The following is a 22,096-nucleotide window of genomic DNA, read 5'->3' as shown; positions in this document are numbered from 1 at the left end:
GATAGTATTTTTTGTTATCCGCCAATATCTTTTTCAAATATCTACTACAAATTTCTTCAGTTCCTTATTCAACAAAGGCTGAGGCACCGATTTCTTTATTTCAGAAATGATAATATCGAGTACTCTCTCGCGTAAAAATTCACGACGGGTCACAAGGCTGATTTCTCGTACAGGCGATATTCCTTTCAGCGGACGTATATTTCGTTTCTGTTTCTCAGTAAGTTCATCTATAGCCATCTCAGGAATTATTGTTAAACCGCTATTGTTGTCGACAATGTTTATCAATGTACCTATACTTCCGGCCTCATATGAAAATAAGGAATGCGAACTCTTACGCTTACGCATATTACATATACGCAGTATCTGTCCGCGGAAGCAATGTACTTCTTCGAGCAACCAAAGACGATTGATATTCAAGTCCTCTTCTTCCAATTCTTTCTTGGCATATAAAGACGTCTCGCGAGGAGACACATAGGCGTAGAAGCGTTCGTAATATATAGGATGCTCTGTAATCTTTTCGTTCTTCAACGGAGTTGCCAATATCGCACCATCCAAAGCCCCGTTCAACAGTTTTTCTATTATCTGCCCTGTTGTAGTTTCTTCTATTACCAAAACGATATCGTATCCGTTCTGATCGTGCATCTGCATAAGTTTAGGCAAAAGATATGGCGCAATTGTAGGAATAATTCCTAGTTTGAAAACACCCTGTACAATACCTTTCTCTTCCTGTATTATTTCCTTTATCTGCTTTACCTGCGAAACTATAACCCGTGCCTGATTGATAATCTGGGTACCGATTACAGTCGGCTGAACAGGCAGCTGGCTGCGGTCGAATATTTTCACACCCAATTCATCTTCCAGCTTCTGTATCATCATACTCAATGTAGGTTGAGTAACAAACGATGCCTCAGCTGCTTTAGCAAAATGGCGATGGTTGTCCACTGCTATAATATACTCCAGTTGCTGTATATTCATATTTTTTTATTTTGTGTTAATATTCGCGATCACCAAAGATAGAAGACCCTACCCTTATCATCGTTGAACCTTCTTCTATTGCTATTTTATAATCTCCCGACATACCCATAGATATTTCGCAGAAATCGTTATTATCCGAAAAGTAATCATTTTTAATCTCATCGAAAAAAAGTTTTAAACTTTTAAACTCTTTTCTGATCTGATTTTCATCTTCCACATTCGATGCCATACCCATTACACCGCCGATATATGCGAAATTGAATTCCCGCCATTGTTCTCCGGCAAGAAGCTGTCTGCATTCGTCGAAAGAAAGTCCGTATTTGGCATCTTCCTGCGCTATATATATCTCAAGCAGGCAACGTATCCGCTTTCCTATTCTCGATGCATACTTCTCTATCTCTGAGAGAAGCTTCCAGCTATCGACGCTATGTATCGTATGCGTATAAGGTATAATCGATTTTACTTTATTTGTCTGCAGATGACCGATAAAATGCCATTCGATATCCTGAGGCAATAAAGGATATTTCTGGCTGATCTCCTGCATCCGGCTCTCTCCAAAAATATGCTGCCCAGCCTCGTAAGCAATCCTGATCGCTTCCACCGGATGGAATTTAGAAACGGCTACGAGCTTTACGCCTGCCGGCAGCCTGTCTTTTATCACATGTAAATTTTCAGATATACTCATATCTGCAGGATAATAGCTTAAACCAGTACTACTTTCTTTTTCTGATCTTCCGAATATGGAAATACATCCATTATTGTAGTTTCCGATAGTGAAGCGATTGCATAGTCCGCCAAAGTGCCTTCCATCCCTTTTTCTACAACTTTGAGTGCTTCCTTCAGGTCAGACGCCTGTGCTAGCATTTGCGCAGCTGTTTTCTTCTCAGTACCGCTCTTTTCATCCAAAGTAATAAATAATACTTTAGCTTTGAAAAAGCGGTCGCCATTGTCATTAAAAAACAATTCCGACAGCTTTGCCCGCTTAATATCTGTTATAGTAAATTCGCCTGTTATATAAGGCTTTATTTCTTCAATAATACGTGCTTCAGCTTCCGTAAAAGATAAAGCATCTACAAGATAGGGTTCAGTTACCTTTTTCTGCATGCCGTTTTCCAGCATTTTTTCATAACTGACTTTACATTCAAACCAATTGTGCATATATACAAGTCCTTATTAATTTAATCTATATTTTGACGCTACAAATTTAACAAATTTAATTCATAATATCTATTGTTCAATAAATTATGTATATGGTTTATTAAATAATTTTCTTGAAAACAGAACGAAGAATGTGTAAAAAAAGTATTTTCCGCAATATAGAAGATAAATTAAATAACCTTCATACATTTGTTCTCTATTAATTAAACCAATGAAAAAAAGAAGCGTTTTAATCGATCTGAGATATCTGGAATACCTCACTAATGGTTTCGGCCAATTGTCATTAAACTATGGCAGCTATATAAAAAATAACGCAGACAAAATACAAGATCTCGATATCACACTGCTTGTACCTAAACAATATATAGGTAAGTTTGGCGATCATATAAAATATCTGGAATTTAAACGCAAGTATAAATTTTATCCTTTCCTTCTCCCCCATTACGATATTTGGCATAGTATAACCCAACAGGTTAAATGTATTTCCATTGACAGTAATACAGTGAGGGTTATTAGCATACATGACCTGAACTTTCTTTATGAAAGAAGTGCCTCAAAAGCTAAAAGAAAACTGAAACGCCAACAAGCCATTATTGATATTGTCGATGCAATCACAGCTATATCACATTTCACAATAGGTGAAATTGAAACACATCTCAATCTAAAAGGGAAAACAGTGCAATTAAATTATGTGGGGGAACGTAGTATCGTCAACGATAAAGCCGAAACACCGAACTGGGCAGATACAGACAAAAAATTCTTTTTCACCATTGGTCAGATAGTAGAAAAGAAAAACTTCCATATATTGCTGGATATGATGAAACTCATGCCCGAATATAATTTATACATATGCGGCGACAACAGTTTCGAATACGCGCAATATATCCAACAGCGGATTACCGACGAAAACATTGAAAATGTATCCCTTACAGGAACAATAAGCGCTGAGGAAAAAGTATGGATGTATAGATACTGCGAAGCATTCCTATTTCCCTCTAAATTTGAAGGGTTCGGTTATCCCGTCATCGAGGCTATGCTATTCGGTAAGCCCGTGTTCTCTTCGTCATGTACCAGCTTACCCGAAATCGGAGATAAATATGCCTTCTTCTGGGAAAATTTCGATCCTGAATATATGAAAAATATTATAACGGATAATATACAAACTTTCTACAATAATGATGCATTTATTGAAGACCAAATTAAATATGCCAACTCATATACCTTGGAAAGACATATGAGTTTTTACTTAAATCTTTATAGGAGTATCCCTATCAAAAAACGGAAAAATCCACTAACTTCAATCTACAATTATTATAAATTTCTAAAAAGTTAATATTGAAGTGCCCCCCCAAAAGTTGGACAAAATAATTAATTATATTTAGATTGAGTTCGGTATTTTACCGGACTCAGTTTGTTTAAAGACAATTTAATTCTGTCATTATTATAATAATAGATGTATTCTTCCAGCTCCTTTTTGAAGTGTGGTATTGATTCAAACTTGTGCAAATATAATAGTTCGGATTTTAAATGTCCAAAGAAATTTTCCATAACTGCATTATCTAAACAATTAGCTTTTCTGGACATACTTTTAGCCATCCGTGCTACTTCCAATATGGATGAAAGTGGAAAGGTAAGCCTTAAATCCTGGATGGATTCTGCCCTTTGTTTTTCTGTGTTAAGGCTTATAACTTTTTTAGATATTCATTTTCGAAGGCATTAGGGTATTACAGAAAAAGTAACATGGGGTACAGCACGCAGTTGTTTTATTACGAAGCTGATTGATGAGGGATACCATCCTTTACAGATAACTGAACAGGTGGGCAATAATCCGCAAACTATATATAAATACTACTATGCCAATACCAATAAGGACAAAATGAGGAAACATATGAATGAATTGTTTTAGCAATATTATGTAGGAAAAGTGATTGTATGTAATACAGTCAATTATAAAGGATAAACTGCTATCTGCTATACATAATCTTCATGTTTAATTTTTGAACAATTATATAGTTATTTTCAAAAAATAGAAAACAAAAGCAGGAGAGTCAATAAGACTCTCCTGTTTAATTCAAGTAATATCTATATACATATCAACATGCTATATAACTTACTTAAAATCCGCGGGGAAAAATATTCCGGCAGGAAAATGGGTATAATTCTGATAGTTATTATCCAGAACAGGAGTTGTACTTTCCAGATCGAAAACACTTATATTATTAATAAGAAAATCCCAGCCAAAGGCTTTTATTGTATTAAGATATACTTTGCCTGTTCTCGGATGTACAGCAATATTATTATAAACAATATTAGCATTATCAACATAAGTTTTGGCATCAACCATTAACTTAGACTCTCCGGTAGTAAAAATATGGCGGTATATTTTTGTTGAAGCTCCACTATAGTATAACGTATCTCCTTTTGCTGTAATGCCCGGAGTAGCAGCCGATCCCGCACTAACTTTTCCTTCTGTTATATCATTTGCTTTTATAACAGAATAGGTCTGACTGTTTATTTTTGATATCTTATGGGGCGACCCTGTTGTAGATACCCATATATGCCCGTCTTTTGACTTTACAACACCACTGATAGTTGCGTCCATTTCTATGGTTTGAGATATTTCGGTATTACCGGCTTCCAGTACAAATATTTTTTTACCGGCAGGAACGAAAACTTTATTGTTTACAACAGCCATCCTGTTTTTTGCAGCCCCTTTTGTCCCGTTAACGAACTTTAATTCCTTGGATGTACTGTTAAATAAATGTACTCCACTATTATCCCTGATGAAAATGTTTTCTTCATTCAGGACTCCAAGATGTGTTGGCCAGCTTAAGATAGATAGCTCATCATTATACGAAGCTTCTTTTTTCATTGTTTCGCTATTGGCAACGATCAGCATTCCGTCATTAACAAATCCGGTACCGATAGGATTCTTTCTACCGTTTTGAGAAATAAAATATATTTTCCCATTGTTAATAAACATATCCTGTTCTACATTTCCGAGTTCAGTTCCATTCATGTTCGCATAAATACGGTCATATAATTGTCCGTCAGGAGAAATATAGATAAGAGAACCATTCTCTGTAGTCATATTGCCTTCATTTAGAATAAAGACACCATCAATTGCAGAAAATCCACTCCCTGTAATACTAACCTTTGCTATAGCCAAAAAGGTCAATCCATTTTTATCTAGCCCCTGAAGCCTGATTTCTCCTATACCATGACCTTCTTTGGGAGCTACGACATTTACATATTTATCAGGAATGTGAATATTCGTTGTCCATCCTTCAGGTTTTGATATGATTTCCATCGATTGGATATTTGCAAACTTAATCCTTAATCGTTTAGCCTGATTCGGATTAAATACGAATGAAGGATTACCGTCTTCACTTTCGAACATTAAGAATGTACCTTGGGATTTAGGTATGATGATTTCACTATCATCAGCTAAGACAAAAGTCACGGTTGCTTCATCTTCTACAATTTCTTTAAAGAAAGAGTCCCCTTGTGCTTTTACATAACTATCATTTGCATCTTTGATACGAGTACCGTTTATAGTCCAATAACCTTCCGAATCAATGGCCATTTTAGGTGATTCGCCGTCTTTGCCCGAAACTTGCAATTTATTGCCGTCTTTATCCGTCAGGAAATCAGTTTTGCCGTCAGTTGTTATTGTCCAATAATATGTTCCTTGCGAATCCGCAACACCAATGACCGGAGCTTTTTCTCCATTCAGGACTTCAATTGATGTTCCATCGTTAAATGTGATCTTGTGTCCTTTATTATCGCTTAGAGCTTCCACCCCGGTGATGACTTTTCCTTTATTTAGAGCATCTACAACACTCTCTACTGATGTAATCTGTTTTTTCAAGGATTCGATATCCGTTTTAATTTTATTGATCTCTTCTCTAAGGAAAGAATCGTCATAATCATCGCTACAACTGTTAAATATAATTACACAGCTTAATAAGATAAATAGATAATTTACTGCTTTTTTCATTATAGTATATATTATTTTATAGAATAGTTTTTAGTTTGGTAATGCTGAGGAGAATTTCCGGCCCAATTGTCTGCCTTCCCATTCAGTCATATCATCGAGGAAAGACCAACCATCCCAACTTCCGTTTATGAGTTTCCGGCTTGATGCTCCCCAATTGGAATATTCCCATGCTTCGGTTCCGGAATCTTTCACAAAGTAGCTCCAATATCCGCTGTACCATCCGGCACGCCAATGATCGGCAGAATCAGAATAAGTCCAACTATCATAATTATATGCATCCGTATAAACGATCCCGTTTACAGCATATCTAGGATTACTTGTCTGGTTGTCATATATCAGATAATGATTACCTGTCTTATTAATATTATAACCAAAACCAGCTATTGTATATCCCATCGGTCCCGTCATGTGCGTTAAAAATATTAACCTTGGATCAGCTTTCACTATTTCGCGTATCATATCGATACCATAAGCATCTCCATCCCATTTATACCCCCAAACTAATGCATCAGGACTTTTACCATCATGCCATTCGATTACCATTGCTGCTTTATTAGTCCCGGTTCCGACCCAGAACTTAATGTCTTTCATTGTAAAATTAGGGTCTCCGCCATTTGAGGTATCAGTTGATTTTGTAGAATACGTTGATTTGATACCCTTAATTGTTGATTTTGATAAATCATAAGGTTGTCCTTGTACAGTAAATGCATTCTCTGTTGCAACGGATAGATTTGAGTTATCCATAATTGCATTTTCTTCCGAACAGGAAGAAAATACTATTAGAGAAATCAGCACCAGATAAGAAAATAGTTTTTTCATTGTGTTTGTTCTTTGTTTATATGAAAAATAAAATAATATTATTTGATTGTTTCTATACTTTTTCCAAGCATATGCAAGTCTTCGCCACGTTCTATCTCCGTCGAACATTCTCCGAGCCAGCCGTTTTCCTTATTTACACCATTATAGACTTTCACAAAATCAATGCCCGGCAGGTCAACCTTATTACCGTCTTTATCTATAGCCCAATCTATATCAATACCAGAATTGTCGTGTATATTAGGATAATTGTCTACATAGCCGTACCTGAAGCCGTAAAGAACATAGTAGGTGCTGCCCTCATTGATTCCGGGAACATACTTTCCTTCATTAATCCCGTTTTCGGGTAAACGTATTCCTTTAAAAGTAAGCTGGTTGTCTTTCAGCCAAGCCGGATAATAGGTTTGTTGATGATAAACGTTTTTTATTTTATATCCGTTGTTATTTTTATTATCCTCCCAACGGATATATTTTTCTATTGTCATATATGCATTAGGGTTGTCCGGCTCTCCGATAATTTCAGGAGCTTCTTTAGTCGGTTTGTAATAAGTCATTTGATAATCACGATAGACCTTAGTATCGTTTCCATTTTCAACGGCATAACTGTACCAAGGCTCTTTTTCTGCCGAAAAGTTACTACTGCCTTTAATCTCGTACCATTCATCATCATCTGGTATTCCATTTTTGTTCTTGTCATAGGCGACCATGATTATACCCGGTTCGCAACTTCCTCCAAAAGGAGCCCCCGGACGTCCATAATCTGCGCCAAACGCATTTCCGTTGATGCGAAAATCACGTTTGCCCGGAATGTTTAAAATCGTATGGTCAAAACCAATAGTTACATATCCTCCCCAGCCTCCAAGCGTAATCATCCATGCATCTTCACCGACCAGCCACTCCTGTGCTTTTTTCACCATATCCGCATGCGTATCTCCTTCTTTGTATTCCGGGAGTACATTTACAAACTGACCGGGAGCCGGGAGGTAATCAAATACTTTTGATATATAAGGTGATTGTTTCTTTACTGACTTTTTTACTATAACTTTCATCGTACTTTTAATTTCTCCATCAGTTACCAGTAACTGATATTCACCTTCTTTTCCGGCAATAAACATAGGAGTCTTAGTATTCTTATCTGAAAGCCTGTACAACTCTGAAGGAGAATTTAAAAGCTCCCACTGAATATTCTCCGAATCCGTCAGGAATGAAGGTGTTTCAAGAGATATAATAGTGTAAACAGATGTTTCGATATTAGCAATTTCCCCGTTTACAATAATGGAAAGTTCTTTCTCAGATACACCCTCTTTATTAGTTGCTTTCAGAATTAACTTGTATTTTCCGGGTTGTGATACTTTGAATATATATTCTTTAGTCTTAGCCACTTCCTTATCATCCATGAACCAGGAATAGCTTACTTCACTATCACTGATAACCGAAGGGTTAAGCTTTAATTCGGTACCGGCATCAACTGAATATTTTTCTTCCAATTCTGAAATAACGGGAGGAGAATCCCTTTTTACTACTGTGATTGAAGTTTCTTTTCTAGCACTTCCTCCTTTGTTCACTACTTTGAAAGCGAGAGTGTAATCCCCTTCTACAGTTGCTTTGTAGGTGTATTTCAATGTACTTGCAGCTTCTTTGCCATCGATTTGCCAACTATAATCCGAATAGTTATCATTTGTGACAACAGGAGTAAATTCCAATTCGTCTCCTTCCAATACGGTATACTTGTCTTCGATACCGGAGATAACAGGCGCTAATAATTCTTCATCATCGTTACTGTCTGAACATCCTGCAAATAAAATAAGCAGGAACATTAACGGGATTAAATAATTTTTTTTATTCATAATATAAGAATTTGGTGTTTTTTATTCTTCTTTATATATAGGGTTCAGGGCAAAATGTCCCGGGATATTTCCCGAACGGACTACCCATTTCTTTTTGCCGTCTTTGTCGAAACAATACAGTAGTCCCGGTGTAACATAGTTTCCCGCATCAGTTATGAAAATATCTTTCGTCTCGGGATGTACCATGATTCCGTAAGGCTTTTCTATTTCTTTGTCTGTACCGTCAGTGATGATATTCTTTGTTATAATCTCATGGGTGCGGGTATCTACAATACTGTATGAAATAGTCCAGTCGTTTGTTATGTAACTCCATTCTGTGCCATACACATAGAGATAATCATCATCAATCCAATAATTAGTCGCAGCAATTGGAATTGTATCTGTTATTTGTTGCTTTTCAGCATCCAGAAAGAATAAGCGTGCCGGTAGCCCTTTGTAGTCACCACGCGAACTAACCCACATATTGCCCCGCTTATCTGCTTTTATGCGTTCCAGGTTATAGGCGACATCTATCCGCTTTTCTTCCTTGAAAGTTGCAATATCAATTACAGAGACAGTCCGCTCATAGCCTTCAGTGTGTCCTGCACCCATATATCCACCTGAATTTGCTACATATATTTTACCATTAACTATTTCCAATTCATCAGGCTGAAATCCGACTTCACATCGGGCAACTTCTTTAAGGGTTGTAGTATCTATTTTTGCAACAAACCCGATTTGCTTATATTCAGGATCAATCATTACCGGACCGGCATAGGATGTTACATAAGCATATTTATGGTGGAATTTGATAAATCTACAATTTGGTATTTCTATCTGTACAATCCGTTTAGTTGTTGCGGCTTCCATTATTTCCACTTTGTTAGAGCAGTTGATAACAGCATAGAGCTTACTTCCGTAAATACCAATATCATTACCTACATCACCTAATTCTTTGGGTACTGTTGGGTTTATTTCTGCATAGATATTCCTTTTGTAAATTCCGGTTGAAAAATCATAGTAGTCAAGAGTAGATTTATTACTCCCCATATTTCCTTCATTAAGTAAATAAAACCCCTTATATCCAATTACTTCTTGAGGTTTACCTATAATCTCTTCCTCTGAAAGAATTATTTCCACATCGTCTCTACATCCGGTAACAATAAAGAGAAATGTGATAACAAACATTAATAAGTGAACTGACTTTTTCATAATTCGATTGTTAAGGAAATCTTATAATTGCGCTTTGGCATCGGATAGTTCAGTACGACTTCATAATCCTGACTAAACAGGTTATTAATCTCAGCAGCAATACGCATATTCGTTTTATTAAATTTGAAATTCTTAATGATTGCCATATCATGTGTATACCAAGGTTGTTCGTAATCTTCCCTGATATTTGCAGAACTATGGTAACGTTCGCCTACATAGATGAAACTATAATTGAGTTGCCAGGATTTATGGGTTACACTGGTAATTACCGAACCGCTATGCCATGGAATGTAAGGTATCTGTCCGCCGTACGTCAGCTTCTGTAACTCTTCACTTTTTCGTTTAGTGAAATCCTGCGCTTTCTGATACGTATAAGCAAGTTTAAGATTTAATAAAATATCGGAAGGTAATCGGAAAGTGCCGGAAGAGGAAGCCTCAAGTCCCCGTATTTCCACATATCCCAGATTGATCATCATCCATCGGTACTGTCCGCTTCCTTTTGGGACAGCGACAATTTTGTCTGTGACTTCATTGTAGTACGTATCTGCCTGTAATTGCCATTGTTTCACTAACCCTTTATTGTATGATTTGCTATACTGGAATCCGACATTATATTGATGTGTAAATTCGGGCTTCAGAGCTATATTACCAATATCTGTATAATACAAGTCGTTGAATGTCGGCATTCGGAAGATTTTTTTATAAAAAGCCCTTATATTAAAGTTTTTATTTCGAAAGGGTTTGTAGGAGATAAAAAAGGCTGGTGTAAATTCTTTTTTGTTAGGGGCGGCTTTAACAGAGTCATCCCTTGCTGTATTTCCCGAATTTATCTTCTCATCAATAAATGTTGCGAGAATACTACCTTGCATTTTTACTTTTCCAAGTTCCACAGCCGTTGCAGCTGCAATCAAAGTAGAGACTCTCTTCGGAAAGACAAAACCTGCCATATTTGAGTTTAGGGTATTATACTGAATGTCTGTGGAGAGTGATATATCCCAATTCTTGATTATGGAATATTTGTTGACTAAAGACGCATATATTTCTTTTTGGCGAAAAGTATTATCAATCAACATTAGAGTGGTATCCGGATTGAGATAATGCATATAATCATAGGCATATTTTATATTGGCCTGCATTTCATACTTTTTTGAAATGTTTTTTTGGAACGATCCTTGTGAGAAAAAACTTCTGTCCCATTGACGTTGTGAGTTGAGCCACCGGTTATTAACTATAGCCCCGGGAATTCCTTTATTTGAGTCATAATAGTAAAGTTTTACTTTCCAAAAGCCATCGGGAATATTACCATACAAACCACCTTCTATTCTAAATGAAAATATATCTCCATTCTTTCTTACTGCTGTAGTGTCATACATCACTTGATTCGTGCCCGGGTAAACCCTTTTATACCGGAATTTATATTTTCCCGATGAATTTATCAGCTCGGTATTAAATGATGCGCTTATATTGTTGTTTATTTTGTGCTCGTAAAGAATCGAAGGGTTGATTAAATCGAACGAACCTGTTTTAACTGTAGCTTTAAGATTGAAGTTCTTTCCTTGCATGAATCGTGGCGTTCTCGAACGCAGATATACTGACCCTGATGACCCGAAATCTTTAGCCGGTTGGAAAATATCGCTTTTTTGCCCGTTATACAGCGATATTTCCTCCATGTTATCAAGTGAGAATTTCCCTAAATCTATCTGCCCGTTTTGAGCGTTTCCGAGTTGTATGCCATCATAGAAAACACCGACATGATGAGTTCCCAAACTGCGAATATTTACAGTCTTAAGCCCTCCGATACCGCCATAATCTTTAACTTGTATACCCGAGAAATAACGGATTGCATCGGCAACAGAGAAGCTATTTAAGGCTTTCAGATCGTCCCCTGTAAGTTTTTGAGCAGGGATAACCTCATTAAATGTTTTAGCGGTTACTACAACTTCTTTGAGGTGTTGAAGACTGTCCAACTTACTTTGAGTATAAGCAAATTGGGAAAGAATCAATAGTAAGACTATTGAATTGAGCTTTTTAGTGTTAAACAAATACATTCTTTGCTAAATGATCGTTATCAAATAGCTTACTGAAAATGGTAAATTGAAGATTGAGTGAATAAGAAATCAGTATACCTGATGTAATTATAAAGATTGATTTCTTTTCAGTGTTCTTCAGCTTTATTTCCCGAAAGCTTTAAACTAATCAATCTTGGCAGGTCTTCTGACTTACTCCATCTTTGAACGCCCTTCCCATTCATTACTGAACAGTGGTTTTGAGTATTGTTCAAAGACTTTGGCGGAGCTTACAGCAGCGGGTCTGTTCAGGATTTACACCTGATTCCCTTTTCATCACTTTTCCGAAGTTGCGGAATTATGACACCAAAATCTGGTGCAAAGGTAAATAATTGTTTTTATATGAAAAAAATATTAAACGATAATTATGCTATGCAAAAAAGATACTAGGGTTAAATTAGACTGCTAACTCATTATGAATACAGAGAGAAAATAAGTTCAATTGAATTAAAAAAGATTCGAGATATATAAAATAGGGGTATAATTAAAATATATAATCAAAAAATGAAGAATAAATTACAGTGTAGATAAATAAACTTATTCGAATAAGGCAGAAAGCCGATAAATGAAAAGATTTAGAAGTCTTTCATTTATCGGTTTTTAATTAAAACAAACTGTATATTTGCATTCATATAAATGTAGTAATAACCAAGCCCTTGTGTAGGCATCTATGCAGGATAAGGCAAAAATCACAAATATTTACATCTGATATACAGACTATTACTCCTTAAAAGGGCTATTCCGTACATGACGGCCTTTTCTTCAATATAATAAATGTATTTTATACTGGTTTACTTTGTTGCATCTTACGTGCTCCCTTAAATATTTCCTGACGTTCTTTTCTGAAATTCTGCCGCAGGTCTGCTATTTTTTGTTTTTGTGCATCCGGAGCAATACGGCTACGCTCTACCGCGCTTTTTTCTTTCTCAAAATTTTCTTTTAATGATTTGAGTTTGTTTCTACTTGCTTCATCCAATTTCCCCAAGCCTCTTTTACCATGGGCATGGTATGCAAAACGGCCGTCTTTATTGAAATCTTTTCTGAACTCTTTCAGTTTGGCCTGCTGTTCGGGAGTGTATACTTTATTTAGTTCTTCACGGTGCTGTTTTGCCAATTCTCTTGATTTAGCTTTGAAATCTTCATTCAAAGCTTTGATTCTTTGCTTTTGATCGTCCGTAAGATTAAGCCCTTTCATACGTTGACCTTTATCGGCTCTCATTTTCATATCACGACCATCTTTTTTACCTTTCATAGCCATGCCTTTACCTTTTCTGTCGCCTCTTTTAGCTTTCATATCTTTAATCTTGGCCTGCTGCTCAGGGGTAAGGATACTATTTACAGAAGCCTGATGCTGCTCCCGCAATTCCTTTACTTTAGCCATCTTGTTATCTTTCGAAAGGTCAGATTTACTCTTTAGGTCTGCAAGTTTTGATTTGAAATCTTTGTTTACAGACTCCATCTTTTGTTGCTGTTCAGCAGTGAGATTAAGTTCTTTCTTGAAATCAAATTTACCTTTACGGCCTTTTGCTGCGTCCTGCGCACTTACCGATGCATTAAACGATATACACGCTATTATAGCTAATGATAATAATAATCTTTTCATAATGTCATTTTTAAATGTTTCATGAATCTTAGATTCTATTTTAACCATGAGGTTTAATAAGTATTTACTATTTAACCTTTTATTACATTTTTTGACATTGAGTGTTTACAACACAATGAATTAGTTAAGAAATTCAGGATGAATACCTAAAATTATATTATTATCTTGTTTTCTAAAACAATACAGCGTATTTTTGCATATTGAAAATATACTTGACAAATGAAAAAAATAATTACATCAATGGTTCTGACATCCCTCATTGCAACCTCATGTGACAAAAAAACAACTCAAAATAAGGCGGAATACTCCGGTGAAGACATATCGAAAGATGTATCTATTATAAGGAGCAAATCAGATAAAGCTGCAACCTTGCAAATTTATACGCAGGGGAAATGGGCTCTTTATGGAGGAACATCTGTGAACAACATAGATTTTTCGCAGCCCATAGCACAAGGTGTCGACAGCGGTACTTTTCCGTTAAATGTTCCTGATGATGCCCGATCATATTTTGAAGTGGAAACCGAAAAGGGTAAGGCAATCGTTTCTGACAGGCATCTGCCGATGACAGGCGGTTATAATTTTCGCGATATGGGAGGCTATAAAACAACAGATGGCAAATATGTAAAATGGGGTAAAATATTCCGTTCGGATGATCTACACAACCTTACCGATGCCGACTTGAATTATCTAGCTTCGATTCCATTGACTTCGATAGTCGATTTCCGTTCGGAAGAAGAGACGCAGCAGGCACCTGATAAAAATCCGTCTTCAGTAAAGATGAATTATCCTTTGTCAATCAATCCGGGCGACCTGATGGCCGCTGTAAAAGAGGGAATAGATAAAATAAAACCGGAACAGGCAGATCAGATGATGATGGATATGAATGTACTTCTCGTTACCGATTCGGCATGTATAAATCAATACAGAGAGTTTTTCAGGCTATTGCAGGATGAAAAAGAAGCGCCTCTCATGTTCCACTGTTCGGCTGGTAAAGACCGTACGGGAATGGGCGCAGCATTGGTTCTTTCTGCAGTGGGTGTCGACGAACAGACAATTATAAAAGATTACCTTTTATCTAACGTATATCTGGCCAACAAATACGCAAGTTATAAAGCCCAATATCCGGCCATTGCTTCCTTATTTGAAGTAAAGACTGAATTTTTGCAGGCCGGGCTGGATAGGATTAAAAAAGACCATGGCTCGGTAGAAAATTACCTGACAAAGGTATTAAATGTGGATATTCAGAAAATGAGGGAAATGTATTTGGATTGAATTATTTCGGATTTAAAATTTCAAGGACAAAATCTGCTCTTTCTTTTATAGGTAACAACGGCACTTCGACGGGATTATATCCTAATTCTTTATAAATCTTTATCATGATTTGGTAAGTATCGATAGCCGTTTGAAAATCCTGCTTCCGCTCGTTATCCGTTTCATATATTTCTCTCCACGGAGGTAATATAAACACCGTCATATTATATCGATATTGTTCAACAGCTGATTTCAATATTTCATCCATTTCGAAATGCATTAATACTTCATATCCGTAGGTATCAGGAATCCCCCTATCGAAAATATATATATCTTCTTTATCAGAAAGACGAATAAAATCATTAATAGAACATGAAAGCATCAAATCGGAATACTGTCGTGTATCACCCCATGGCAATGCATTCCCACCCGATTTTATTTGCTCTTTTATAATATTACGTGCGACTTCGGGAACACAATTATATCCCCGCGATTCCAGTTCATTTAATAGAGTGGTTTTACCTACACCGGGACCTCCGGTTATGATATAAAAATTATCTTTTGTTTTCATGTTGCATAAAAGTTAATATATTAATTCATATTGAATTATGGCGTATAGAACATACATCGAGAAGTATCATTTTCAAAAATTGAGAGAAGAAGGGTTGAAGGGAATAATGTATGTGATGTGGTAATACAAAGGAACATATTTATTCAGAGAAAACAAAACAGGTAAAGCAAAAATTAAAAATCGCTGCTTTGCTTTAACCTTGCGCTCTCCGATGCTAAAAAGTTGACATATCTTTTGTATATTTGCACTCTAATTTGGGGTAGTATATCTATTCCGGTTTGAAGAGTAATAAAAGAACCAAATTATATAGATGAATAAAATACGAAATTTCTGCATCATTGCGCATATAGACCACGGTAAGAGTACCCTGGCAGACAGGCTTTTAGAATACACAAAAACCGTCGAAGGGAAAGACCTTCAGGCACAGGTGCTCGACAATATGGATCTGGAACGCGAGCGCGGTATTACCATTAAGAGCCATGCCATACAGATGGAATATATGTACAAGGGTGAAAAATATATACTCAATCTGATTGATACTCCCGGACACGTCGATTTTTCATACGAAGTCTCACGCTCTATTGCTGCCTGCGAGGGCGCATTACTTATTGTGGATGCAGCACAGGGAATACAGGCGCAGACAATTTCCAACCTGTATATGGCTATTGAAAATGATCTGGAGATTATTCCTATCCTTAATAAGATAGACCTTCCAAGCGCTATGCCTGATGAAGTGGAAGACCAGATTATTGAATTACTCGGGGTAAAACGTGACGAAATTATCCGTGCCAGCGGGAAAACAGGTGAAGGCGTCTATGACATCCTCGATTCCATTATAGAACGTATCCCTGCACCAAAAGGAGATCCGGAGGCTCCGTTGCAAGCTCTCATTTTTGATTCCGTTTTCAATTCTTTTCGTGGTATAATTGCATACTTCAAAGTTGTAAACGGTACAATCAGAAAGGGTGACCGCGTTAAATTCTTTGCTACCGAGAAAGAATACGATGCTGACGAAATAGGTGTACTGAAACTCGAAATGTCACCTAAAAGTGAAGTATCCTGCGGGGATGTAGGTTATATAATATCCGGTATAAAAACTTCTAAGGAAGTCAAGGTGGGCGATACAATCACCCATGTAAAAAATCCATGTAAAGAGGCAATCGATGGATTTGAAGAAGTAAAGCCGATGGTTTTCGCCGGAGTATATCCTATTGACAGTGAAGATTTCGAAGACTTGCGTGCATCGCTTGAAAAGCTTCAGCTAAATGACGCCTCACTGACATTCCAACCGGAATCGTCCGTAGCGTTGGGATTCGGTTTCCGTTGCGGATTTCTCGGACTTCTGCACATGGAAATTATACAGGAGCGTCTCGACAGGGAGTTTAATATGGATGTAATAACTACCGTACCTAATGTATCATATATTGTACACGATAAGAAAGGGAATACGAAGGAAGTGCATAATCCTGCCGGATTACCAGACCAAACACTCATCGACTATATTGAAGAGCCATATATACGTGCCTCTGTGATAACCAATACGGCATACATTGGGCCGATTATGACGCTTTGTCTCGGTAAACGCGGTATCCTTATCAAACAGGATTATATATCGGGCGACCGCGTAGAAATTATCTACGATATCCCATTGGGCGAAATTGTTATCGATTTTTATGATAAACTGAAAAGTATATCGAAAGGTTATGCTTCGTTCGATTATCATATGCACGATTACCGCGAAGCAAAACTGGTTAAGCTCGATATCCTGCTCAACGGTGAATCGGTCGATGCACTTTCTACACTGACACACATCGACAATGCTGTGACTTTCGGTCGCCGTATGTGTGAGAAGTTGAAAGAACTCATACCTCGCCAGCAGTTTGATATCGCCATACAGGCCGCTATAGGGGCAAAAATCATTGCCCGCGAAACAATCAAAGCGGTACGTAAAGATGTAACAGCTAAGTGTTACGGTGGTGATATTTCACGTAAGCGCAAATTATTGGAAAAGCAGAAAGAAGGTAAAAAGCGAATGAAGCAAGTAGGAAATGTGGAAGTGCCTCAGAAAGCGTTTTTGGCAGTGTTAAAATTGGATTAAAATAAAAAAAATGAAAAAGATTATCCTTACCCTACTATTCTCTTACCTTATCGGCTATATTAATGCTCAGGAAACAATCACCATATCAGGCCGGGTGACCGATTTTGACGGGAATCCGATCGATAGCAGTATAGTAAAGCTGAATTATCCTGATTTTTCGACTGCTTACGAAACTTATACGGATAAAGATGGATATTATACACTAAAGGGCGTGAAAAAAGGAAAATATACTTCTTTATTCGCCATGCGGTTCAAAGAATACCCCCGTTCGAATGGAGTACCTGAAAAAGATATGCGACTTGAGTTCTGGGGCTGGAATATAATAGCAGACAGAGACCTTACTATCAATCCGCGATATCATAAACTGGAAACTTACGGTACTACGGTCTTTCAAGAATTTGGCGGGTCTAGCGGCCTTTTTGTTTACTTCAGGCCAATGAGTGTAACAAAATATATTTCCTATTCTAAAGAAGTATATCTCAATAAAGCCGAAGCCGAAAGACAGGTAGATATATCTATTGCTCCCGAAAATCTGGATGTAAAGGTTTTCGCCGATGAAGAACCATTGAAAATAAATTCAATCAAACGGGTGGATGTTTTTATGGGGAAAGGAATTTCTGAAATAGCAGGATATGTACTTCAGGTAGACAATCCTACAAAAAAGACAGATAAACCCTATATTATATTCAGGGTAGAAGCTGAAAATAAAGAATATAATGAAAAAGGTGAGAGTATTTACTTTTATGAAATACCTCAATTCAATGAAAGAACAAATAATTAAATAATGGAAAAGTTTAAAGAAACGAATATAAAAAACTATCTTTCAAACCCATTTGAACTTAAAGACAAATGGATGCTGATTTCCGCTGCCAAAAACGACGGCACAGTGAATACGATGACAGCCAGTTGGGGTGGTTTCGGCGTGATGTGGAACAAAGAGGTCGTTTTCATCGTTATAAGACCACAGAGGTATACAAAAGAGTTTGTAGACAATAGCGATACTTTGTCGTTGACTTTCTTTGATGAAAGCCATAAAAAGGCGCTTGCATATCTGGGAAAAGCTTCTGGCAGGGATGAAGATAAGATTGCTAAAACAGGCTTATCCGTTGCAAAGGATAATGATATTCCTTACTTTGAAGAAGCAGAGAAAGTGATTTTTGCGAAAAAACTTTTCGTTCAGCCTATCCACGAAAGCGCATTTCTTGATAAGCATTTGATTAACAAATGGTATGCAGAAAAAGATTTCCATTATCTCTATATCGCCGAAGTTACTAAAATATTAGAAAAGGAATGAAATACGAAGAGGTCACTCTGGATAAGTTTACAGTGGTAGGTATTTCCGTCAGGACTACCAATCAAAATCACCAATCACAAGATGATATTGTGAAACTGTGGCAGGCTTTTTTCAGAAATGGCATCATACAGTCGCTGCCAAACAAGGTATCTGATGATATATATTGCATCTATACCGACTACGAAAGCGACTATACAGGCGAGTATACTACAGTCATAGGCTATAAGGTAACCGATGCGGAAAGCATCCCTACCAACTTAAGCCTGACTATTAAGCAAATCCCCGAAAGTAAATATTACAAATACATATCCGAAGGTGAACTGCCTTACGCAGTGGGCAGGACGTGGGCGCACATCTGGCAATCGGATATCGACAGACGATACTTGGCTGATTTCGATGTATATGGCGAGGATGCAAAAGACCCGGCCAATGCACGGATCACAACTTTTTTATCTATTAAATAATTTTTTATCACTTAACTAGAAGAATGAGAAAATGGCGCATCGAAGACTCATCCGAGCTGTATAACATCCCGGGATGGGGAATTAATTACTTTTCTGTCAACGAGAAAGGTAACGTTGTCGTAACTCCTCGCAAAGACGGAGTGGCTGTTGATTTAAAGGAACTGATGGACGAATTGCAACTTCGTGATGTATCGGTGCCTGTGCTTATTCGATTTCCCGATATTTTGGATAACCGTATCGAAAAAATATCGACCTGCTTCAAACTGGCAGCTGAGGAGTACGAGTATAAGGCACAGAATCATATCATATACCCCATAAAGGTGAATCAAATGCGCCCTGTAGTTGAGGAACTTATCAGTCATGGGAAGAAGTTCAATATCGGGCTAGAAGCCGGTTCTAAGCCTGAACTTCATGCCGTTATCGCTATCAATACCGACTCAGATTCCCTTATTATATGTAACGGATATAAAGACGAAAGCTATATAGAACTGGCATTGCTGGCACAGAAAATGGGCAAGCGCATTTTCATTGTGGTGGAAAAACTGAATGAACTACCGCTCATTGCCAAGATAGCTAAACGGCTGAAAATAAAACCGAATATAGGTATCCGCATTAAACTGGCTAGTTCGGGAAGCGGCAAGTGGGAAGAATCGGGAGGTGACGGCAGCAAATTCGGACTGAATTCGAGCGAACTGTTGGAAGCTCTATCTTACCTTGAAAAGGCAAATATGCAGGATTCGCTTCGCCTTATTCATTTCCATATCGGTAGCCAGATTACGAAAATACGCCGTATTAAAACCGCTCTGCGTGAAGCTGCACAGTTCTATGTACAGCTGCATACAATGGGCTTTAAAGTGGAATTTGTGGATATAGGCGGTGGACTGGGCGTCGATTACGACGGTACTCGCTCGTCATACAACGAAAGCAGCGTGAACTATTCCATACAGGAATACGTGAACGACTCTATTGCCACCATGGTAGATGCAGCGGACAAGAATGACATCCCTCATCCGAATATTATTACCGAATCGGGCCGCTCCTTAACAGCACACCATTCCATACTTGTTTTCGAAGTATTGGAAACCGCTACATTACCCGAATGGGATGAAAATGAAGAAATATCGGAAGACGACCACGAACTGGTTCGTGAACTTTATGATATATGGGATAATCTTAGCCAGACGCGTATGCTCGAGGCTTGGCACGACGCCCAGCAAATACGTGAAGAGGCGTTAGACCTGTTCAGTCTTGGGTTATTAGCACTGAAAACAAGGGCTCAGGTAGAGCGTTTATACTTCTCCATTGCCCGCGAAATATTTCATATTGCAGGCCGGGCGAAACATGCGCCGGAAGAATTGAAACAGTTATCTAAATTGTTGCCGGATAAATACTTCTGTAATTTTTCTTTGTTCCAGTCCCTACCCGACTCATGGGCTATCGATCAGGTATTTCCCATAATACCTATTCACAGACTGGACGAGAAACCGGACAGAACGGCTACTTTGCAGGATGTAACGTGCGACTCTGACGGTAAGATAGATAATTTTATCTCTAACGGAAATCAGTCGTCCTATCTGCCTGTACATACAAAGAAAAAGAACGAACCGTATTATCTCGGAGTATTCCTTGTAGGAGCTTATCAGGAGATATTAGGTGACTTACATAACCTGTTTGGTGATACCAATGCCGTTCACATTTCCGTAGACAAAAACGGATATGAAATAGAACAGATGATCGACGGTGAAACTGTTGCCGAAGTTTTGGATTATGCACAATATAATGCCAAGAAACTTGTCCGCACTGTGGAAACATGGGTTACCAGCAGTGTTAAGAAGGGTTCGATAACTGTAGAAGAAGGTAAAGAATTCTTATCCAACTATCGTTCTGGTCTTTACGGCTATACATATCTTGAATAAATATAATATTATAATCCCCTTTGTTTGAACATAACGAAGGGGATATTTTAAACTATCTGACTATGAAAAAAATTACATACATCATTTTATTTTTAGCTACTTTATTTATCAGCAGTTGTTCAGTCTATGAAGATATTTATTTTATGGAGAACGGCAGCGTAAAGTATCAGACAGCTATAGATGCAAGCGAGTTTATGGCCTTATCGGGAAAATCATCTGTGGATATGAACGGTAAAATGCCGGAAGATACACTGATATCTTTCTCTGAACTGCTGAAAGACACATTGAAAACGATATCACCCGAATTAGAGCAGGATATAAAGAATATAGAACCTTTATTTATGCGGATGGAGAGCAGTAAGGAACAACAAACTTTCAAAATATCGATTTATGGGGATTTCAAAGATGTTCAGTCTTTATCCGACGCTTTTAATTCAATGAATAAATTACAGAATTACATAAAAGTACAGCAAGGTAAAAATCCCAAACTATTTTCTAACGATTATTTCAGTCACACCCCTTTTACATGGGATGGAAAAACGCTAAAAAGGAATGTAATTGTTTCCGATACAAAGGATGAAAAACCTTTGGATGAAGAAAATGCTGATGGATCATCAGGCAATTTAGATGAAACGATGTCAACTTCATTCAAAAGATTATTCTCTCAAGGACAAATGATTGTAAGATATCATTTTCCTACAAAAATTAAAAGTATAAGCAACGATAAGGCAACATTCTCTATGGATGGCAAAACGGCTATTATAAACTATCCCGGTCTGTTATTTATCGAACCCGAAGAAGAATTAGGCATTGAAATTGTAACGGAATAATAAACAGTATAATCAG

The 22,096-nt window shown here is 37.4% G+C and carries 18 protein-coding genes, 1 pseudogene and 1 riboswitch; of the genes and pseudogenes, 8 read left to right on the top strand and 11 right to left on the bottom strand.

What is annotated here, in order from left to right:
* Window positions 1-33: 33 nt before the first annotated feature.
* From K348_RS0108930 to K348_RS0108920, 3 genes are read right to left on the bottom strand one after another with little or no spacing between them, the layout of a single operon-like run.
* The gene (locus tag K348_RS0108930) at window positions 34-975 is read right to left on the bottom strand and encodes a hydrogen peroxide-inducible genes activator (protein ID WP_029904627.1); all 942 of its coding nucleotides are present in this window, start codon (window positions 973-975) and stop codon (window positions 34-36) included.
* Window positions 976-991: 16 nt separating this feature from the next.
* Window positions 992-1,660 carry a YggS family pyridoxal phosphate-dependent enzyme gene (locus tag K348_RS0108925; protein ID WP_029904626.1) on the bottom strand — a complete coding sequence of 223 codons (669 nt, stop codon included), beginning with the start codon at window positions 1,658-1,660 and terminating at the stop codon, window positions 992-994.
* 17 nt (window positions 1,661-1,677) lie between these two features.
* The gene (locus tag K348_RS0108920; RefSeq protein WP_029904625.1) at window positions 1,678-2,133 is read right to left on the bottom strand and encodes a DUF4494 domain-containing protein; all 456 of its coding nucleotides are present in this window, start codon (window positions 2,131-2,133) and stop codon (window positions 1,678-1,680) included.
* Between the two features lie 211 nt (window positions 2,134-2,344).
* On the opposite strand from K348_RS0108920, the gene K348_RS0108915 reads away from it, so the two are divergent.
* Window positions 2,345-3,466 (top strand): glycosyltransferase, encoded by a 1,122-nt coding sequence (locus tag K348_RS0108915; RefSeq protein WP_051697731.1) that lies wholly within the window; start codon window positions 2,345-2,347, stop codon window positions 3,464-3,466.
* Between the two features lie 35 nt (window positions 3,467-3,501).
* Here K348_RS0108915 and K348_RS19015 read toward each other — a convergent pair.
* The 7 genes and pseudogenes from K348_RS19015 to K348_RS0108885 all read right to left on the bottom strand — a co-directional run.
* Window positions 3,502-3,723 (bottom strand): annotated as a pseudogene (locus K348_RS19015) (transposase); the annotation flags it as partial.
* Between the two features lie 520 nt (window positions 3,724-4,243).
* Window positions 4,244-6,133: a DUF5074 domain-containing protein gene (locus K348_RS0108910; protein ID WP_051697728.1), complete on the bottom strand. Its 1,890-nt coding sequence runs from the start codon at window positions 6,131-6,133 to the stop codon at window positions 4,244-4,246.
* A 30-nt stretch (window positions 6,134-6,163) separates the two neighbouring features.
* Window positions 6,164-6,952, bottom strand: coding sequence for a hypothetical protein (locus tag K348_RS18390; protein ID WP_029904622.1), 789 nt, complete (start codon window positions 6,950-6,952; stop codon window positions 6,164-6,166).
* A gap of 38 nt (window positions 6,953-6,990) precedes the next feature.
* Entirely contained in the window at window positions 6,991-8,796 is a 1,806-nt protein-coding gene (locus tag K348_RS0108900; RefSeq protein ID WP_081852544.1) for a PKD-like domain-containing protein, read from the bottom strand.
* A 21-nt stretch (window positions 8,797-8,817) separates the two neighbouring features.
* Window positions 8,818-9,987, bottom strand: a complete 1,170-nt coding sequence (locus K348_RS0108895; RefSeq protein ID WP_029904620.1) for a YncE family protein — start codon at window positions 9,985-9,987, stop codon at window positions 8,818-8,820.
* Entirely contained in the window at window positions 9,984-12,035 is a 2,052-nt protein-coding gene (locus K348_RS0108890) for a TonB-dependent receptor domain-containing protein (RefSeq protein WP_029904619.1), read from the bottom strand. Before K348_RS0108890 ends, K348_RS0108895 begins: the two co-directional genes overlap by 4 nt.
* Window positions 12,036-12,173: 138 nt before the next feature.
* A riboswitch (cobalamin riboswitch) is annotated at window positions 12,174-12,379 on the bottom strand.
* A gap of 455 nt (window positions 12,380-12,834) precedes the next feature.
* Window positions 12,835-13,656, bottom strand: coding sequence for a Spy/CpxP family protein refolding chaperone (locus tag K348_RS0108885; RefSeq protein ID WP_029904618.1), 822 nt, complete (start codon window positions 13,654-13,656; stop codon window positions 12,835-12,837).
* A gap of 219 nt (window positions 13,657-13,875) precedes the next feature.
* On the opposite strand from K348_RS0108885, the gene K348_RS0108880 reads away from it, so the two are divergent.
* Window positions 13,876-14,928, top strand: coding sequence for a tyrosine-protein phosphatase (locus tag K348_RS0108880; protein ID WP_029904617.1), 1,053 nt, complete (start codon window positions 13,876-13,878; stop codon window positions 14,926-14,928).
* A gap of 1 nt (window position 14,929) precedes the next feature.
* Here K348_RS0108880 and K348_RS0108875 read toward each other — a convergent pair whose 3' ends face one another.
* Window positions 14,930-15,478 carry an AAA family ATPase gene (locus K348_RS0108875; protein WP_029904616.1) on the bottom strand — a complete coding sequence of 183 codons (549 nt, stop codon included), beginning with the start codon at window positions 15,476-15,478 and terminating at the stop codon, window positions 14,930-14,932.
* A 310-nt stretch (window positions 15,479-15,788) separates the two neighbouring features.
* Between K348_RS0108875 and lepA the strand changes: the two genes are divergently transcribed.
* The 6 genes from lepA to K348_RS0108845 all read left to right on the top strand — a co-directional run bounded on the left by lepA (window position 15,789) and on the right by K348_RS0108845 (window position 22,080).
* Complete coding sequence (gene lepA, locus K348_RS0108870; RefSeq protein WP_029904615.1) at window positions 15,789-17,576, top strand: translation elongation factor 4; 1,788 nt, start codon at window positions 15,789-15,791, stop codon at window positions 17,574-17,576.
* 10 nt (window positions 17,577-17,586) lie between these two features.
* Entirely contained in the window at window positions 17,587-18,357 is a 771-nt protein-coding gene (locus K348_RS0108865; RefSeq protein WP_029904614.1) for a carboxypeptidase-like regulatory domain-containing protein, read from the top strand.
* Between the two features lie 3 nt (window positions 18,358-18,360).
* Window positions 18,361-18,870 carry a flavin reductase gene (locus K348_RS0108860; RefSeq protein ID WP_029904613.1) on the top strand — a complete coding sequence of 170 codons (510 nt, stop codon included), beginning with the start codon at window positions 18,361-18,363 and terminating at the stop codon, window positions 18,868-18,870.
* On the top strand, window positions 18,867-19,334 hold the full coding sequence (locus K348_RS0108855) for a GyrI-like domain-containing protein (protein ID WP_029904612.1): 468 nt from the start codon (window positions 18,867-18,869) through the stop codon (window positions 19,332-19,334). The genes K348_RS0108860 and K348_RS0108855 overlap by 4 nt, the downstream gene beginning before the upstream one ends.
* A 23-nt stretch (window positions 19,335-19,357) precedes the next feature.
* On the top strand, window positions 19,358-21,250 hold the full coding sequence (gene speA, locus K348_RS0108850) for a biosynthetic arginine decarboxylase (protein WP_029904611.1): 1,893 nt from the start codon (window positions 19,358-19,360) through the stop codon (window positions 21,248-21,250).
* 62 nt (window positions 21,251-21,312) lie between these two features.
* Window positions 21,313-22,080, top strand: coding sequence for a hypothetical protein (locus K348_RS0108845; protein WP_029904610.1), 768 nt, complete (start codon window positions 21,313-21,315; stop codon window positions 22,078-22,080).
* The last annotated feature ends 16 nt before the right edge of the window (window positions 22,081-22,096 follow it).

The organism is Prevotella sp. 10(H), assembly GCF_000711235.1.
Taxonomy (GTDB): domain Bacteria; phylum Bacteroidota; class Bacteroidia; order Bacteroidales; family Dysgonomonadaceae; genus Dysgonomonas.
Note: the sequence above shows the minus strand (reverse complement) of the source record. Positions and strands in the feature narration are given on the sequence as shown.

What these genes read in the sequence shown, in the direction of transcription:
- K348_RS0108930 (WP_029904627.1), bottom strand. Translation starts at nt 975, where the DNA reads ATGAATATACAGCAACTGGAGTATATTATAGCAGTGGACAACCATCGC.
- K348_RS0108925 (WP_029904626.1), bottom strand. Translation starts at nt 1,660, where the DNA reads ATGAGTATATCTGAAAATTTACATGTGATAAAAGACAGGCTGCCGGCA.
- K348_RS0108920 (WP_029904625.1), bottom strand. Translation starts at nt 2,133, where the DNA reads ATGCACAATTGGTTTGAATGTAAAGTCAGTTATGAAAAAATGCTGGAA.
- K348_RS0108915 (WP_051697731.1), top strand. Translation starts at nt 2,345, where the DNA reads ATGAAAAAAAGAAGCGTTTTAATCGATCTGAGATATCTGGAATACCTC.
- K348_RS0108910 (WP_051697728.1), bottom strand. Translation starts at nt 6,133, where the DNA reads ATGAAAAAAGCAGTAAATTATCTATTTATCTTATTAAGCTGTGTAATT.
- K348_RS18390 (WP_029904622.1), bottom strand. Translation starts at nt 6,952, where the DNA reads ATGAAAAAACTATTTTCTTATCTGGTGCTGATTTCTCTAATAGTATTT.
- K348_RS0108900 (WP_081852544.1), bottom strand. Translation starts at nt 8,796, where the DNA reads ATGAATAAAAAAAATTATTTAATCCCGTTAATGTTCCTGCTTATTTTA.
- K348_RS0108895 (WP_029904620.1), bottom strand. Translation starts at nt 9,987, where the DNA reads ATGAAAAAGTCAGTTCACTTATTAATGTTTGTTATCACATTTCTCTTT.
- K348_RS0108890 (WP_029904619.1), bottom strand. Translation starts at nt 12,035, where the DNA reads ATGTATTTGTTTAACACTAAAAAGCTCAATTCAATAGTCTTACTATTG.
- K348_RS0108885 (WP_029904618.1), bottom strand. Translation starts at nt 13,656, where the DNA reads ATGAAAAGATTATTATTATCATTAGCTATAATAGCGTGTATATCGTTT.
- K348_RS0108880 (WP_029904617.1), top strand. Translation starts at nt 13,876, where the DNA reads ATGAAAAAAATAATTACATCAATGGTTCTGACATCCCTCATTGCAACC.
- K348_RS0108875 (WP_029904616.1), bottom strand. Translation starts at nt 15,478, where the DNA reads ATGAAAACAAAAGATAATTTTTATATCATAACCGGAGGTCCCGGTGTA.
- lepA (WP_029904615.1), top strand. Translation starts at nt 15,789, where the DNA reads ATGAATAAAATACGAAATTTCTGCATCATTGCGCATATAGACCACGGT.
- K348_RS0108865 (WP_029904614.1), top strand. Translation starts at nt 17,587, where the DNA reads ATGAAAAAGATTATCCTTACCCTACTATTCTCTTACCTTATCGGCTAT.
- K348_RS0108860 (WP_029904613.1), top strand. Translation starts at nt 18,361, where the DNA reads ATGGAAAAGTTTAAAGAAACGAATATAAAAAACTATCTTTCAAACCCA.
- K348_RS0108855 (WP_029904612.1), top strand. Translation starts at nt 18,867, where the DNA reads ATGAAATACGAAGAGGTCACTCTGGATAAGTTTACAGTGGTAGGTATT.
- speA (WP_029904611.1), top strand. Translation starts at nt 19,358, where the DNA reads ATGAGAAAATGGCGCATCGAAGACTCATCCGAGCTGTATAACATCCCG.
- K348_RS0108845 (WP_029904610.1), top strand. Translation starts at nt 21,313, where the DNA reads ATGAAAAAAATTACATACATCATTTTATTTTTAGCTACTTTATTTATC.